The organism is Streptomyces sp. E2N166 (genome assembly GCF_003671715.1).
Taxonomy (GTDB): Bacteria; Actinomycetota; Actinomycetes; order Streptomycetales; family Streptomycetaceae; genus Streptomyces; species Streptomyces thinghirensis.
Genome location: NZ_RAIF01000006.1, coordinates 448553 through 461818, shown reverse-complemented (window position 1 = coordinate 461818; position 13266 = coordinate 448553). Strand labels below are relative to the sequence as shown.

Sequence of the window (13266 nt, the reverse complement as noted above, 5' to 3'; positions counted from 1 at the left end):
AGAAGACGCCCCGCTTCTTCAGGTACGCGAGCATCGGCTCCAGCCACCGCCCCAGATCCGCCGCGCCCCAGTCGATGACCGGGCCCTCGGGCAGATAGGCCAGATACCGCTTCAGCCTCGGCAACGGCCGCAGCAGCACCAGCCCCGCGCCCACGAGGTCGCCGCCCTCGTCGAACCAGCCCAGGCTCTCCGCCCGCCAGTCCGGCTTCACGTCGCCCCACGAGGGCGTCTGCAGATGACTCACGGAAGGCCGGGACGTGACGAAGCGCAGATGTTCCTCGCGGGTGATCGCCTTCAGGTGACAGCTCATGGGTCGGGGTCCCTTTGCTCGACGTTGTCCGTCCTCGTTCGACGGGGGGAGCGGCGAGGGCGCGGAGTGCGTTCGCCGTCCCGCACCTCACAGGGAATACCGACTGAGGCCGACGCGCGCGCTGTCACCCGGCTGTTGACCCGTGTGCGCCGTCCGGCGCGCACGATCGCGCATGTGGTGTGAGCGTGGTGGGGTTGGGCGGTGCGGGCAGGACGGACGGGAGCGGACGGCCATGGCGCGGGCGATCTGGACAGGTGTGATCACGTTCGGGCTGGTCTCGGTGCCCGTCGGTCTGTTCACGGCGACCCAGGACCACACGGTCCACTTCCACCAGCTGCAGCGCGGCACCTCGGACCGCATCCGCAACCGCCGGGTCAACGAGCGCACCGGCAAGGAGGTCGGCCCCGGTGACATCGTCAAGGGCTACGAGGTCGGCGAGGGCGAGTACGTCGTCGTCGAGCCGGAGGAACTGGACGAGATCGCGCCGGGCCGCTCCCAGACCCTGGAGATCACCGACTTCGTCGACCTCGACCGCATCGCGCCGGTCTACTTCGGCCGCACCTACTACGTCGCCCCGCGCGGCAAGGAGTACCTCAAGGTCTACGAGCTGCTCCGCACCGCCCTCGCCGAGGCCGGCAAGGTCGGCGTCGCAACCTTCGTCATGCGCAACCGGCAGTACCTGACCGCGCTCCGTGCCGAGGACAAGGTCCTGGTGCTCCAGACGCTGCACTGGGCCGACGAGGTCCGCGACCCGGTCGAGGAGTTGCCCGAGCTGCCGGAGGGCCGGGCGGGCCGGGGCAAGGAACTGGACATGGCGATGCGCCTCGTCGACGCCCTCAGCGGCCCCTGGGACCCCGCGCGCTACCACGACTCCTACCAGGAGAAGGTCCGCGAACTGGTCCGGGCCAAGGCCGAGGGCAAGGAGGTCGCCGTCGCCGAGGAAGCGCCCCGGGCCACCAACGTCGTCGACCTGATGGAGGTCCTGCAGGGCAGCCTGGAGCAGGCGAAGGGCACCGGAGGCAAGCAGCCCTCGGCACCGCGGAAGAAGGACACCGAGGGACGGAAGGGCACCGAGGGGCGGAAGAAGGCCACCGCACCCTCCCGCGAGGCGCCGCCCAAACGGGGTGAGCTGCGGGAGCTGAGCAAGGCGGAGCTGTACCAGCGGGCCACCGACCAGGACATCGCCGGACGGTCGAAGATGAGCCGCGAACAGCTCATCGACGCTCTCACCGGCGCCGGCGGCGGCCGGAAGAAGAAGACGGCCGCCGCCTGAGACACCACTCAGTGGGTGCTGAGCATGCCCTCCCGCAGGCGGGCCAGCAGGCGCGAGATCAGGCGGGAGACGTGCATCTGCGAGACCCCGAGGCGTTCACCGATGTCCTTCTGGGTGAGCTCCTCGACGAACCGCCAGTGGATGATCTGCCGGTCGCGTTCGTCCAGCTCGGCGATCATCGGGGCCAGGGCGTGGAAGTCGTCCACGAGCGCCAGCGCCGAGTCGTCCGCGCCGATGAAGTCGGCCAGCGCCGACTCGCCGTCCTCGCTGCCGTTGATGGCCGCGTCCAGGGAGGCGGAGTTGTAGCCGTTGGCCGCCAGGCGGGCCTCGACGACCTCGTCCTCCGGGAGGCTCATCAGCTCGGACAGTTCCTTGGTGGTGGGGTTGCGGCCCAGACGGCTGCGCAGTTCCTCGGTGGCCCGGGCCAGCTGGACGCGGGCCTCCTGGAGCCGCCGGGGCACGTGCACGGCCCACGACGTGTCACGGAAGAACCGCTTGATCTCGCCGACGATGTACGGCACGGCGAAGGAGGTGAACTCGACCTCACGGGTCAGCTCGAACCGGTCGATGGCCTTGATCAGGCCGATCATGCCGACCTGGACGATGTCCTCCATCTCCTCCGGACCGCGGCTGCGGAACCGGCCGGCCGCGAAGCGGACCAGGGACATGTTCATCTCGATCAGCGTGTTGCGCGCGTACTGGTATTCGGGCGTGCCCTCTTCGAGCACCGTCAGCTGCTTGAAGAAGAGCTTCGACAACTCCCGCGCGTCCTTGGGCGCCACCTTGGACGGGTCCGCTACCTCCGGCATGCCCGTGGTGGTGTGCTCGGTGATCCGTGCGGTCGTCGTCGCCATGATGTGCCCTCCCAGTCGATCGGCCCCGTCGCTGTCAGCTTGTCGGCCGACGACAGAGCGCCTACCCCGGGTCAAGGCACCCACACCTGCTTCCGCGATCGGCGCGGTGGGCGAGCGGCTTCCCACGCCGTTTCAGAGGCCGAGGTAGAAGCGGATGGTGGTGCCGTCGTCCGACGTGTGCACCCGCACCAGATCGGCGACGTAGTGGACGAGCAGCAGGCCACGGCCGCCGATCTGCCCGTGCTCCGGGGGCCGACGGCCGGCCAGCGGATCCGTGAGGCGCCCGGTGTCGCGGACCTCGCACACCACGTGCCCGGCGTCGGACCAGATCGCCAGTGTCCCTTGACCGCCGCCGTGGACCACGCTGTTGGTGGTGAGTTCCGCCACCGCCAACTCCGTGTCCTGAAGGCGTTGCCCGGCCAGCCCGAGCGACGCGGCCCGGCCGACGGTGAAGCGCCGCACCTCGGGCAGCTCCTGGGCCCCGAAGGTGAGGACGTCGGCGTCCGGCGCGCGATCCAGCGGCTCGTTGTAGCGGGCGACGACCGCGGGCCAGTCGTAGGCCCCGCTGGCCCGTTCACGGCCTCCGGCGATGACCGTCGGATGGGTGACGAAGGCGTCGGCCAGGACGTCCGCGTCCAGCCCGGCCTCGTCGTACGGGCACAGGATCGTCGCGGAACGGCCCGCGAAGGCCGCGTTGATCAGTGCCTCGTGCTGGGCGCACGCCGGGTACTCCGCCGCGCTGCGCCCGGCCCAGACGGGCTCGCCGATGATGCGCACCCGTTCGTGCGCGTGCGCGTCGGCGAACGCCCTGAGCACCCCGGGGATGATCCGCCCCGGATTGCGTCCGGCCTCCGCCATGTCCAGGAAGGAGACGTCCCGCGCGTCCGCTCCCAGCCCGTCCCTGATCAGCTCCAGGTTGGGGGCGGGCACGGCCACCGCCACGGGTTCGCCGGCGGCCAGTCCCTCCCGTACGAACGTCACCGTCCGGTCGGCGTACTCGCGCTCCGAGCGGTAGAACAGCGCCGGATGCGCGAACGCCTGCTCGTGGGTCACCGTACTCATCGCGGCGCCACCTCGATACGGCGCAGTGACGGCCAGAACAGCTCCAGCACCCGGGGCAGTTGCGGCGGGGGCTGTTCCACCACGACCCGCCCGCCGGGCAGGTTCATGGCAGTTACGGCGAGTGCCGCGACGCCGGCCACATCGACGAACCGCAGGCCGGACAGTTCCAAGTAGGACACGTCCGTGTGCTGCCTGGACAGTTCCTCGAGGGCCTTCTCCCAGGACGGGCGGGTGGTCACGCTGATCTCTCCGCTGGCGCGGAGTCCGGGACGGCCGGGCAGCGGGCGTACCTCCAGCACGGCCCCGCTGCGCAATCGGGGTGGCCCGCCCGTGGGGCCTGTGGCATCCACACTCGATCTCCTTCGTCCGGCCAGGCAGCCTATCGCGACGAGCTGCCGTACGCCGGTGTGGGGACAGAACATGCGAGGGGGGCGCGAAGCGGGGAACAAGACAGAGAGCGTCCTCGGAAGGGAAAGACCGATGTTTGAAGCAGACAACATTCGTGACTGGCGTGGACATGACGTCGTTGACGGCGACGGCCGTAAGATCGGGGCTCTGGAGTCCATCTACTTCGACACCGCAACCGACCGGCCCGCGTTCGCCGCGGTCATGATCGGCCTGCCGACCCGCCGGCGTCTGGTGTTCGTCCCGGTGGACAAGGCCACCGTCGGGCCGGGCTACCTGAAGGTGGGCTACGACAAGAGCCTGGTCAAGGACGCGCCCGCCATCGATCCCGACGGCGAACTCGCGGCCGAGGACGAGGGCGCCGTCTTCGCCCACTACCAGCTGCCCTACGAACAGGGCAGCCGCGGCGAGCGCCGGCTCGGCCGACGCTGAACCGTCCGACGAGCCTCTTCGAGGGGAGACGATCTTGAGCTTGTTCCTCCTGCTGTTGCTGGTGGCGCTCGTCCTCGGCGTGATCGGGCTGGCCGCCGAGGGGCTGTTCTACCTCTTCGTCATCGGCGCCGTGGTCCTGGTCGCCGACCTGGTCCTCGTCGGGGTGCTCATCGGACGCCGAGGACGCCCCGCACGCTGAACGGCACGCCCGGCGAGCACGCACCGGGGGCCGACCGCGCCGTCGCCGGCACGATCGGCCCACCTCGCGCGACCAGGGACAGGCCCCGGCTAGGCCAGTTCCGCGCCGCGGCCCGCGGCCTCCGTCTCGGACGTCGCGCCGCCCGTCGCCAGGGTGCCTCCGGAACTCTCCAGATGGGCCCGCACGAACCACTGGAACTGCTCCAGGTCCCGGAGCTGGCCGATCAGGAGATCCTCCGTGGCGGGATCGATGTCGCCCGCCACCTTCACCGCCTCGCGCACTCCCTCGACCACGCCGGTGTACACGACATCGAGCGCGCCGAGATGGGCGATGGCGTCGGCCCGGCCGATGGAGTAGTCGTCCCAGGGCCGCTCGGCCACCAGGGCCCCGGGCGTGCCCTGCGCCACCCCGCCGAGTGCGGCGATGCGCTCCGCGACGTCGTCGGCCATCTCGCGCACCTGGTCGACCTGCGGGTCGATCATCTCGTGCACGGCGATGAAGTGCGGTCCCACGACGTTCCAGTGCACGTGCTTGAGGGTCAGATGCAGGTCGTTGAGTGCGTGCAGACGCATCCGCAGCGCGCCGATCAGCCGGCCGGCGGCCTCGCGCTCGATGCCGGGGACCGTGTACTTCGGGGTCAGGTCGTGCGTCATGGCGGACACCAGCTCCTCATGCGTCTCGTACGTGGTTGCACGTGCACGACTGCCCCGCATCGGCGACGGCAGACATGCACGTGCGCTGTGCCTCGAGGAGGACGGGTCTCCCCCGAGCGGGGGAGTCAACCCTCGGGACGTCCTTCCGGCGCAACGTCGCGGACCGTACCCGGGAGCGACGCCGGGGCGGCGGCCCGCCGACAGGATGATGTGCATGACCACGACACCACAGCGTCCCGCCCCCGCCCGCTGGGCGGTCCTCGCCGCCCACGCCGTCGCGCTCCTCACCCTGCCGACCGGACTGTGGCGCCTCCTGCTGGCGGCCGGGCAGCCCGCCGGGTACACCGGGGCGGGCTACGAGGCGGTGGGCGTCGACGGATGGGGCGTGGTGTACGTGGTCGGACTGAGCGTGGTGAGCGAGGCGCTGGCGCTGCTCACGCTCGGCCTGGTGCGGCCCTGGGGCGAGGTGGTCCCGCGCTGGGTCCCGCTGCTCGGCGGGCGGCCGGTCCCGGTGATGGCGGCGGTCCTCCCGGCAGGGCTGGGCGCCGTCGTGCTGACCGCCCTGTGGACCCCGTTCGCCTGGTGGTGGGCCACCCCCCACCCCGACATGACGTCGCTCGGCGCCACGCTCCTCGGTTTCGCCTACCTGCCCCTGGTCGCTTGGGGCCCGCTGCTCGGCGCCGTCACCGTCTCCTACTACCGCCGGCGCCGTCCCGCGGTGGCCAATTCCGAGCGGGCGCCGATCACGGGGCTCTAGGACGGCGGAGCGGGCAGGGGCATCGCGCTGAGCGCACGCGCCGCGTGGACGAGATTGGAGGCCATGGCCCGGCCGGTCGAGGTCGACCAATCGTGGCCGCGGTCGTCGTCGAGGTAGTCGGGCCCGGGGCCGGGACCCAGGTGCCAGTAGGTCCAGGCCTGCCCCGGAATGGTGTAGCCGATGTCCGAGAGCCCGCCGCTGATCTCACTGATGACGTGGTGTGCGCCGTCCTCGTTCCCGGTGACCAGGACCCCGGCGACGCGGTTGTAGGCGACGGGGCGCCCCTCGTCGTCGGTCTCGGCCAGCATGGCGTCCATGCGTTCGAGGACCCGCTGGGCCACCGAGGACGGGCGGCCGAGCCAGGTCGGCGAGGCGATGATCAGGATCTGCGACGCCAGCAGCTTCTCGTGCACGCCGGGCCAGTCGTCGCCGTCGCCCATGTCGGTCTCGACCCCCGGTTTCAGGTTCAGGTCGACGGCCCGTACGACATCCACCTCCGCCCCGTGGCCTTTGAGGGCCGCGATGACGGTGGCGGCGAGGGCCTCGGTGTTCGACGGCTGAGGGGAGGGCTTGAGAGTGCAGTTGATGACGAGTGCGCGCATGCCTACCCCTTTTCCCCGGGCGGCGGTCTTCGATCGTCCGGACTCGGGACCGTTCACCCGCCCGGACGCGCGGCGGCCGGGTGAGTGGGCGGACGGCGGACCGGCGGTGTCCACTCAGGGCAGGGCGATCCCGTCCAGTCTGCCCTGCTTGGCGTCGGCGACCAGCGACGAGAACTGGTCGGCGCTCATCTGTACGCGCTGGCCGAAGTCGTCGGTCAGGACGATCCGTCGCTCCGCCGGGGCGTCGGGGTCGACGAACAGCTGGGGGCAGCCGCAGTCGCAGTTTCCGCAGAACGTCGCTACGGGCTCCAGGCCATGAGGGTCGGTCATACCGGTGCACCTTCCGTGGGAGACGGGTGTCCGCGCCGGTGTCCGCACCGGCGGGTCGTTGGGGAACTGACTGGGGGATACCCGGCGCGGCGGCCGCGGACGCGTGCCTCCGCCGGGCGCGGAGGCACGGCGGACGGTCCCCGTGCGCCGACGCTCCCGCGTCCGCTTCCATTGCTCCGGTCCGGCGGGGACGGCCGGGAACCGGACGGGCCTCCGGTCCGACCGTATGCGGGTGAAGTGTGGTGTGGGTGTGGTGCGGATCACGCGCGTCGTGTTGAGTGGGGGACCGGACCGGAATCCGTACCCACAGGTGATCACGGGAGCCCGGATGCAAGGATGAGGCCGCCATGACTGCAGGGTGGTGTTCTCGCACGGTACGGGCCGCGGTGTTCGCGGCCGTCTGCGTGCTGCTCGCCGCCCTGGGCCACATCCTGATGTCCGGGACCGCGGTGCCCTGGTGGGCCATGGCGGCGGGCGCGTTGGCCACGGGCGGCGCCGCCTGGTGGCTCGCCGACCGGGAACGCGGACCGCTCGCCGTCGTATGTGTCGCCGTGGCCGCCCAGACCGTACTGCACACGTCCTTCTCGCTCGCCCAGGCGACGAAGCGGCCGCCGTCCTCGGACGACGAGTCCCTCGCGCGCCGCTGGCTGGACGTCCTGCTGTGCCGGGCGGCGTCCGGCCCGGGCGGGGAGTACGGCGCCATGCCGACGTCGATGGACACCGACCACGGCCCCCATGCCGGGCACTCCATGCCCGGCATGGGGGCGATGGACGCCATGGATCCCGCGGGCCACGCCATGGGCGGCATGTCCTCGACCGGCATGCTCACCGCCCACCTGGTGGCCGCGCTGCTGTGCGGCCTCTGGCTCGCCCACGGCGAACGCGCCGTCTTCCGCGTCCTGCGGTGCCTCGCCACCCGGCTCGTCGCGCCCCTGCGTCTGCTGTTCCGGCTGCCCGCGCCGCCGCACCGCCCGCGCGTCCGGGCCCGCCGAGCAGCCTCCGACCGGGCACCGCGCCGTCTTCTCCTCGCCCATGCGATCACTTCTCGGGGTCCGCCCGCCGGGGTCGCTGTCGCCTGACGGCAGCAGGTTCCCCGAGGCCGCCGGCGAATCGCCGAGCCATCGAGCCGCCGAGCCATCGAGCCGCCGGCGTCGTGCCTCGGGCACCGGCCGTGCGCTCCCGCGCCCGGCCGCCCACCCCTTGGCCGGTCCCGCCGTGCCGCCGGTCCGTTCCGCACGGGCCGGCCTCGCGGCGAAGACCGGATCCCTGATCCCGAGAAGGACAGCCACAGGTGATCACTCCTGCCCTGCCCCCACCACGCCGGCAGCCGGGTACGTCCGCGAAGGAGGCGTCCATCACGGCCTGGGCCCTCGCCGCGCGCACCGGCGACCCCGTCGCCGTCGACCGCTTCGTACGCGCCCTGCACCGGGACGTCCGCCACTACGTGACCTTCCTCGGTGCCGATCCGCAGAGCGCCGAGGACCTGACCCAGGACACCTTCCTGCGGGCCCTCGGCAGCCTGCACCGCTTCGAAGGCCGCTCCTCGGCCCGCACCTGGCTGCTGGCCATCGCCCGCCGCGCGGTGGTCGACAGCATCCGTTACGACTCCTCCCGTCCCCGCCTGGTGGCCACGGACGACTGGGAGTCGGCCGTGGAGCGCACACAGCCGCGCGATCTGCCCGGCTTCGACGACGGCATCGCCCTCGCCGAACTGCTCGCCGCGCTGCCCGACGACCGCCGCGAGGCGTTCGTCCTCACGCAGGTGCTGGGGCTGCCCTACGCGGAGGCGGCCGACGTCAGCGAGTGCCCGATAGGGACGGTGCGGTCACGGGTCGCCCGCGCCCGAACCTCCCTGATCGCGTGGCTGAACGAAGCCGAGCGCCCCGTGCCGGTGGCCGCCGCCGCGTGACGGCCGGTCCGGACAGCGGTGGGCCCGGATCACCTGGTGACCCGGGCCCACCGCTGAGGCCGCCCGCGTGCCCTCGGACCGACCCCGGCCGGAGGGCCTCGTGGCGGGCTTCGGCTACCGTCGGCCGCATGGCTGACGAGTGCTTCCGGCATCCACGGCTGGCCGCGGTGTACGACGCCCTCGACCCCGATCGCGGCGACCTCGACGCGTACGTGCGCATGGCCGGGGAGTTCGGCGCGCGGCGGGTGCTGGACATCGGCTGTGGAACAGGCGTCTTCGCCCTGCTGCTGGCCGGCCGCGGTGTGCAGGTCGTCGGCGTCGACCCCGCCCGGGCCTCCATCGAGGTGGCCCGGGGCAAGGCGGGCGGCGACCGGGTGCGTTGGATCGAGGGCGACGCCACCTCACTGCCCGCGCTGCGGGTGGACATGGCGACCATGACGGCGAACGCCCCCCCAGGAGATCACCGACACGCGGATGTGGCACAGGACGCTGAAGGGCGCCTACGAAGCCCTGCGCCCCGGCGGACGCCTCGTGTTCGAGACGCGGGATCCGGACCGGCGTGCCTGGGAGGAGTGGAACCGGCACCGGACCCACCGGGTCACGGAGATCCCCGGCGTGGGCGCGGTCGAGAGCTGGTGCCGGTTGGTGGAGGTGAGGTGGCCGCTGGTCTCCTTCCGCTGGACCTACGTCTTCGGCTCGGACGGCGAAGTGCTGACCTCCGACTCGACGTTGCGTTTCCGCGGGCGGCAGGAGGTCGAGGCGGACCTGGACGCACAGGGCTACGTGGTGGAGGAGGTGCGCGACGCCCCCGACCGTGCGGGCAAGGAGTTCGTCTTCGTCGCACGGCGCCCTGCGGACGACCGGCCGTTCACCGGCCGTCCGGCCACACGGCAGGGTGGGTGAGCCAGGAGCGACAGGCCCGCCGGAAACCGGCAACCGGCTTCGTCCCCTCACTGCCGGGCCACACCCGTGACCCGGCGAACCCGGTCGCCCATCCTTGGCCCATGGCCCGCTTCGAGCACACCGTGACGCTCGCCCCCGTGTCCCGCCGCTGGTTCGAGTCGTGCGTCACCGCACTCCACGACCTCGCGGAAGGCCTCGACGTCGAGGGAGCGTGCCTGCGCCTGCCCGACGGGCGACCGCTGCCCGGCCTGCTCCTGTCCGAGGGGCGTCACCTGCGGCCGGGCGCCCGCTACCGGCCGGTGAACGAGGAGGACGGGCGACCGGACGCCGGCCAGGCGGTCACCGTCCTCGCCTGGGACCGCCACCGCGAGACGGCGCTGGAGGCCGTCACCCTCGACGACGACCCGTCACACCCAGCCCGGTTGACCTGCGTACTCCGGCTCGTGAGTGCCGCACGGCCGCGAGCGGCGTGGTTCTCGGCGACGCTGCGGTCCGACGGGGACACACGGGCGAAGTATCTCGGCGGCACCGTACGACTGCACCTCGATCTCGGCGGATGGTGGCCGTCGGCGGCCGGCAGAGGCCGCCGCCCCCTCGCCGTGCCCCTGAGCGGCACCCTCACGCACGCACTCGCCCGCGCCACCGTGACGGTCGTACCGCGCCCGGCTCCCGACGGACAGTGGCGGGTGACGGTGAAGGCGCGGGTCAAGGGCCGCTCCTTCGCCCGGCCCCTGCTCCCCGTCGCGATGGCCGTCATGGGGCGGCGCGCACACCAGACCTTCGCCGAGGCGCTGGACGACGTGGCCCGGGAGTGGAACGGGCGGCTGCCCGCGCTGGTTCGCAAGGAAGGAGAGGAATTGCGTGCGGAGTTGGCCGGTGTGCTGCTCGCCCCTTGAGGCGTGCGCACGCCCCGTGCTCCCCGCCGGGTGAGACCCCGTTAGGGTCCCGGAATGGACTCCACAACCGTGCGCGGCGCCACGATCGACTACGACGACCTCGGTCCCTCGACAGGGCTACCGATCCTCCTGATCCACGGGCACCCCTTCAACCGCACCCTGTGGGCGCCCCAGACGGCGGCACTGACGGAGGCCGGCTACCGGGTCGTCGCCCCCGACCTGCGCGGCTACGGCCGCAGCAGCGTGAGCACCGGCAAGGTTCTGCTCGCGGACTTCGCCGACGACCTCGCCGCGCTCCTGGACCACTTGGACATCGAGCGCGCGGTGGTCGGCGGCGTCTCCATGGGCGGTCAGATCGCCATGGAGGTGCAGCTGCGCCACCCGGGGCGGGTGCGGGCCCTCGTCCTGTCCGACACCTCCGCGCCCGCCGAGACCGCCGAGGGCAGACGGTTCCGCAACCGGCTGGCCGACAGGCTTCTCGCGGAGGGCATGGACGGTTACGCGCACGAGGTCATCGGCAAGATGCTCGCCGCCTACAACGTCACCGCGATGCCGGACGTGACCGCCCGCGTCCTGGAGATGATGTGCGCCACCGACCCGCGGGGTGCCGCGGCGGCACTGCGCGGACGTGCCGAACGTCCCGACTACCGGGACGTCCTGGCCGCTGTCGAGGTGCCGGTCCTGATCGTCGTGGGCGCGGACGACGTCTACACCCCCGTGGCGGAGGCCGAGTCCATCCGGCGCCTCGTCCCGCACTCCGCCCTGGCCGTCATCGACAAGGCCGGTCACCTGCCGGGTGCCGAGCAACCCGGGCGCTTCAACGCCGTGCTGCTGGAATTCCTGGCCGCGCGGATGTGATCGTATGCGCGTCGTCGACGGCCTTGAGCCGCACAGGCCGGCTCACAGGGGTTCTCGTAGCGCTACCGCAAGCGCCCTGTCCGGCGCGCGAAAGGCGCACATGGTGAATGAGTGAGCCCTGGACGCGCCCCCGCGGCGGTACGGACAATGCGCAGTGGCCGTGATCACGCGGCGGGAGGCGCGGGTCGTCCACCGCCGCCTTCCCGGGAAAGCAGGTCGATCGCCATGCAGTTGCGTCTGCCCACGTCCGTGTCCGAAGCGCAGGATTGCATGGCCGAGGGAGCGGTGCCCATCGGCGGTGCCACCCTCGTGTGGGCGACCTGGCAGCGGGACGGGTTCCCGGAACTGGCCATGTCGCTGCGGAACCTGCCCGAGGCGAACGCGGTCACACCGGAGACGCTGGGGGCGGCCGTGGTGCTGCACCGCATCGACGAGCGCGTCCCGGAGGTGCTGCGAAGGGCGGCCGGCACGGTGGGCACCGGAGCGGTACGCCGGGCGGCCACGGTCGGCGGCAACCTCGTCGGCAGCAGCCTGCGCTGCCTGCTGCCCGCGGCCCTCGTCCTGGACGCCCGCGCCACGGTACTGGGGCCGGACCGGGCCTACGAGACCGACCTCGCCGAGGTCATGGCAAAGCGTCACCTGCTGCTGAGTCTCGGGTGGCGCACCCCGGCAGCCAGCGGCTACCGCAAGCAGCCCGCCGAAGCCGGCGGGCCACCGCCCCTGGTCGTCGCCACCGCCGTGCACGCCGACGCCGAGGGGCGGCACCGCCTCCGGATCGCCGTCCGCGACGGCTACGACGTCGTCAGCGAGAGCGCCCCGTGCGACGCGGGTGCCGACGAGGCACTCGGCGCTCTGGAACGTACGGACGTCGGCGCCCTGCCTCCCGGGGCCCGGGACGTGGTGCGTGAGCAGGTCGCCGACATCGTGGGGTCTCTCACCGGTCGCTGAGCCACGGACGGCCGGGGGCCCGGCGGTCCGCGTCAGCCGTTGGCCAGCGCCTTGACGCGATCGAGCGTCCCGTTGAACTTGTCGTGGTCCCCGACGGTCGGCCCGGAGGAGGTGTACTGCCACATCGTGTGGACGCCCCAGCCGGCCGGGAGGGGGCCCACGGTCGAGGCGTATCGGGCGATCCACAGCGGGTTGGCGGAGCCGAAGCCGCTGTAGTCCCCGGTGCACTGCTTCCACCAGTTGGTGGAGGTGTAGATCACGGCCTGCCGGCCGGTGCGCTCCTCGTACCGGTCGAGGAAGTCCCGGATCCAGCCGACCATCTGACTCGACGTCCTGCCGTAGCAGGTGTCCCCGTACGGGTTGTACTCGATGTCGAGCACGCCCGGCAGCGTCCTGCCGTCCTTCGACCAGCCGCCTCCGTGGTCGACGAAGTAGTCGGCCTGGGCGGCGCCGCCGGCGCCGTCCGGGATGGCGAAGTGGTAGGCGCCGCGGATCATGCCGACGTCGTACGAACCGTCGTACTGCTGGGAGTAGTAGGGATTGCGGTACGACGTTCCCTCGGTGGCCTTCGTGTAGGCCCACTTCACCCCGCTGTCCCAGAGGGTCGACCAGGCGACGTTGCCCTGATGGCTGGAGACGTCCACGCCCTCCGTCTGGGTGGCGCGGGTGTCGGCGGGCCGCCCCTGGACACCTTCGTGGGCGAGAACCCCACTGCCCATGTAGGCGGTACCGCGGACGGGCGTCCGCGCGTCGTCGGCCGACGCGGGGGCCGCGGCCAGGGTGAGCAGGAGTGACTGGGAGGCGAGGAGGACGCCCGACGTGAGCAGGCGGCGTGAGTGGCTGGACGCCACGGCTATGGGTCTGCGCATGGCACC

At 72.2% G+C, this 13266-nt stretch carries 17 protein-coding genes and 1 pseudogene; 10 read left to right on the top strand and 8 right to left on the bottom strand.

Features of this window, described 5'->3' with window-relative positions; genetic code table 11:
* A partial coding sequence (locus EBH09_RS38475; protein ID WP_238697155.1) for a peptidoglycan bridge formation glycyltransferase FemA/FemB family protein occupies positions 1-310 on the bottom strand: 310 nt, incomplete at its 3' end.
* Between the two features lie 232 nt (positions 311-542).
* Here EBH09_RS38475 and EBH09_RS02410 point away from each other — a divergent pair.
* Complete coding sequence (locus tag EBH09_RS02410; protein WP_121745372.1) at positions 543-1583, top strand: Ku protein; 1041 nt, start codon at positions 543-545, stop codon at positions 1581-1583.
* 8 nt (positions 1584-1591) lie between these two features.
* On the opposite strand, the gene EBH09_RS02405 is transcribed toward EBH09_RS02410, so the two are convergent.
* The 3 genes from EBH09_RS02405 to EBH09_RS02395 form a co-directional block, all read right to left on the bottom strand.
* Positions 1592-2437, bottom strand: coding sequence for an RNA polymerase sigma factor SigF (locus tag EBH09_RS02405; protein WP_121745371.1), 846 nt, complete (start codon positions 2435-2437; stop codon positions 1592-1594).
* Positions 2438-2569: 132 nt separating this feature from the next.
* A complete protein-coding gene (locus tag EBH09_RS02400; protein WP_121745370.1) occupies positions 2570-3499 on the bottom strand; it encodes an anti-sigma factor RsbA family regulatory protein in 930 nt (309 codons plus the stop codon).
* Positions 3496-3849, bottom strand: coding sequence for an STAS domain-containing protein (locus tag EBH09_RS02395; protein WP_121745369.1), 354 nt, complete (start codon positions 3847-3849; stop codon positions 3496-3498). The genes EBH09_RS02400 and EBH09_RS02395 overlap by 4 nt, the downstream gene beginning before the upstream one ends.
* Before the next feature lie 130 nt (positions 3850-3979).
* Between EBH09_RS02395 and EBH09_RS02390 the strand changes: the two genes are divergently transcribed.
* Complete coding sequence (locus EBH09_RS02390; RefSeq protein WP_121745368.1) at positions 3980-4336, top strand: PRC-barrel domain-containing protein; 357 nt, start codon at positions 3980-3982, stop codon at positions 4334-4336.
* Between the two features lie 34 nt (positions 4337-4370).
* Complete coding sequence (locus EBH09_RS37680) at positions 4371-4535, top strand: hypothetical protein (protein WP_193776073.1); 165 nt, start codon at positions 4371-4373, stop codon at positions 4533-4535.
* A gap of 89 nt (positions 4536-4624) precedes the next feature.
* Here EBH09_RS37680 and EBH09_RS02385 read toward each other — a convergent pair whose 3' ends face one another.
* The gene (locus tag EBH09_RS02385) at positions 4625-5188 is read right to left on the bottom strand and encodes a DNA starvation/stationary phase protection protein (protein ID WP_121745367.1); all 564 of its coding nucleotides are present in this window, start codon (positions 5186-5188) and stop codon (positions 4625-4627) included.
* 214 nt (positions 5189-5402) lie between these two features.
* Here EBH09_RS02385 and EBH09_RS02380 point away from each other — a divergent pair, with 214 nt between their 5' ends.
* Positions 5403-5945 (top strand): hypothetical protein, encoded by a 543-nt coding sequence (locus tag EBH09_RS02380; protein WP_202977417.1) that lies wholly within the window; start codon positions 5403-5405, stop codon positions 5943-5945.
* Here EBH09_RS02380 and EBH09_RS02375 read toward each other — a convergent pair.
* Together EBH09_RS02375 and EBH09_RS02370 are read right to left on the bottom strand one after the other, a co-directional pair.
* Positions 5942-6547: a flavodoxin family protein gene (locus EBH09_RS02375; RefSeq protein ID WP_121745365.1), complete on the bottom strand. Its 606-nt coding sequence runs from the start codon at positions 6545-6547 to the stop codon at positions 5942-5944. The two genes, EBH09_RS02380 and EBH09_RS02375, sit on opposite strands and share 4 nt — an antisense overlap.
* A 114-nt stretch (positions 6548-6661) precedes the next feature.
* Entirely contained in the window at positions 6662-6877 is a 216-nt protein-coding gene (locus EBH09_RS02370) for a hypothetical protein (RefSeq protein WP_121745364.1), read from the bottom strand.
* Between the two features lie 347 nt (positions 6878-7224).
* On the opposite strand from EBH09_RS02370, the gene EBH09_RS02365 reads away from it, so the two are divergent.
* The 6 genes and pseudogenes from EBH09_RS02365 (at position 7225) to EBH09_RS02340 (ending at position 12391) form a co-directional block, all read left to right on the top strand.
* Entirely contained in the window at positions 7225-7956 is a 732-nt protein-coding gene (locus tag EBH09_RS02365; RefSeq protein WP_121745363.1) for a hypothetical protein, read from the top strand.
* Between the two features lie 215 nt (positions 7957-8171).
* Complete coding sequence (locus EBH09_RS02360) at positions 8172-8786, top strand: sigma-70 family RNA polymerase sigma factor (RefSeq protein ID WP_238697212.1); 615 nt, start codon at positions 8172-8174, stop codon at positions 8784-8786.
* Between the two features lie 128 nt (positions 8787-8914).
* Positions 8915-9689, top strand: a pseudogene (locus tag EBH09_RS02355) (class I SAM-dependent methyltransferase).
* A 101-nt stretch (positions 9690-9790) separates the two neighbouring features.
* A complete protein-coding gene (locus tag EBH09_RS02350) occupies positions 9791-10585 on the top strand; it encodes a hypothetical protein (protein WP_121745361.1) in 795 nt (264 codons plus the stop codon).
* Between the two features lie 54 nt (positions 10586-10639).
* On the top strand, positions 10640-11443 hold the full coding sequence (locus EBH09_RS02345; protein WP_121745360.1) for an alpha/beta fold hydrolase: 804 nt from the start codon (positions 10640-10642) through the stop codon (positions 11441-11443).
* 225 nt (positions 11444-11668) lie between these two features.
* On the top strand, positions 11669-12391 hold the full coding sequence (locus EBH09_RS02340; RefSeq protein ID WP_121745359.1) for an FAD binding domain-containing protein: 723 nt from the start codon (positions 11669-11671) through the stop codon (positions 12389-12391).
* A gap of 32 nt (positions 12392-12423) precedes the next feature.
* Here the strand turns inward: EBH09_RS02340 and EBH09_RS02335 are convergent, their stop codons facing one another.
* Entirely contained in the window at positions 12424-13260 is an 837-nt protein-coding gene (locus tag EBH09_RS02335) for a lysozyme (protein WP_121745358.1), read from the bottom strand.
* Between the last annotated feature and the right edge of the window lie 6 nt (positions 13261-13266).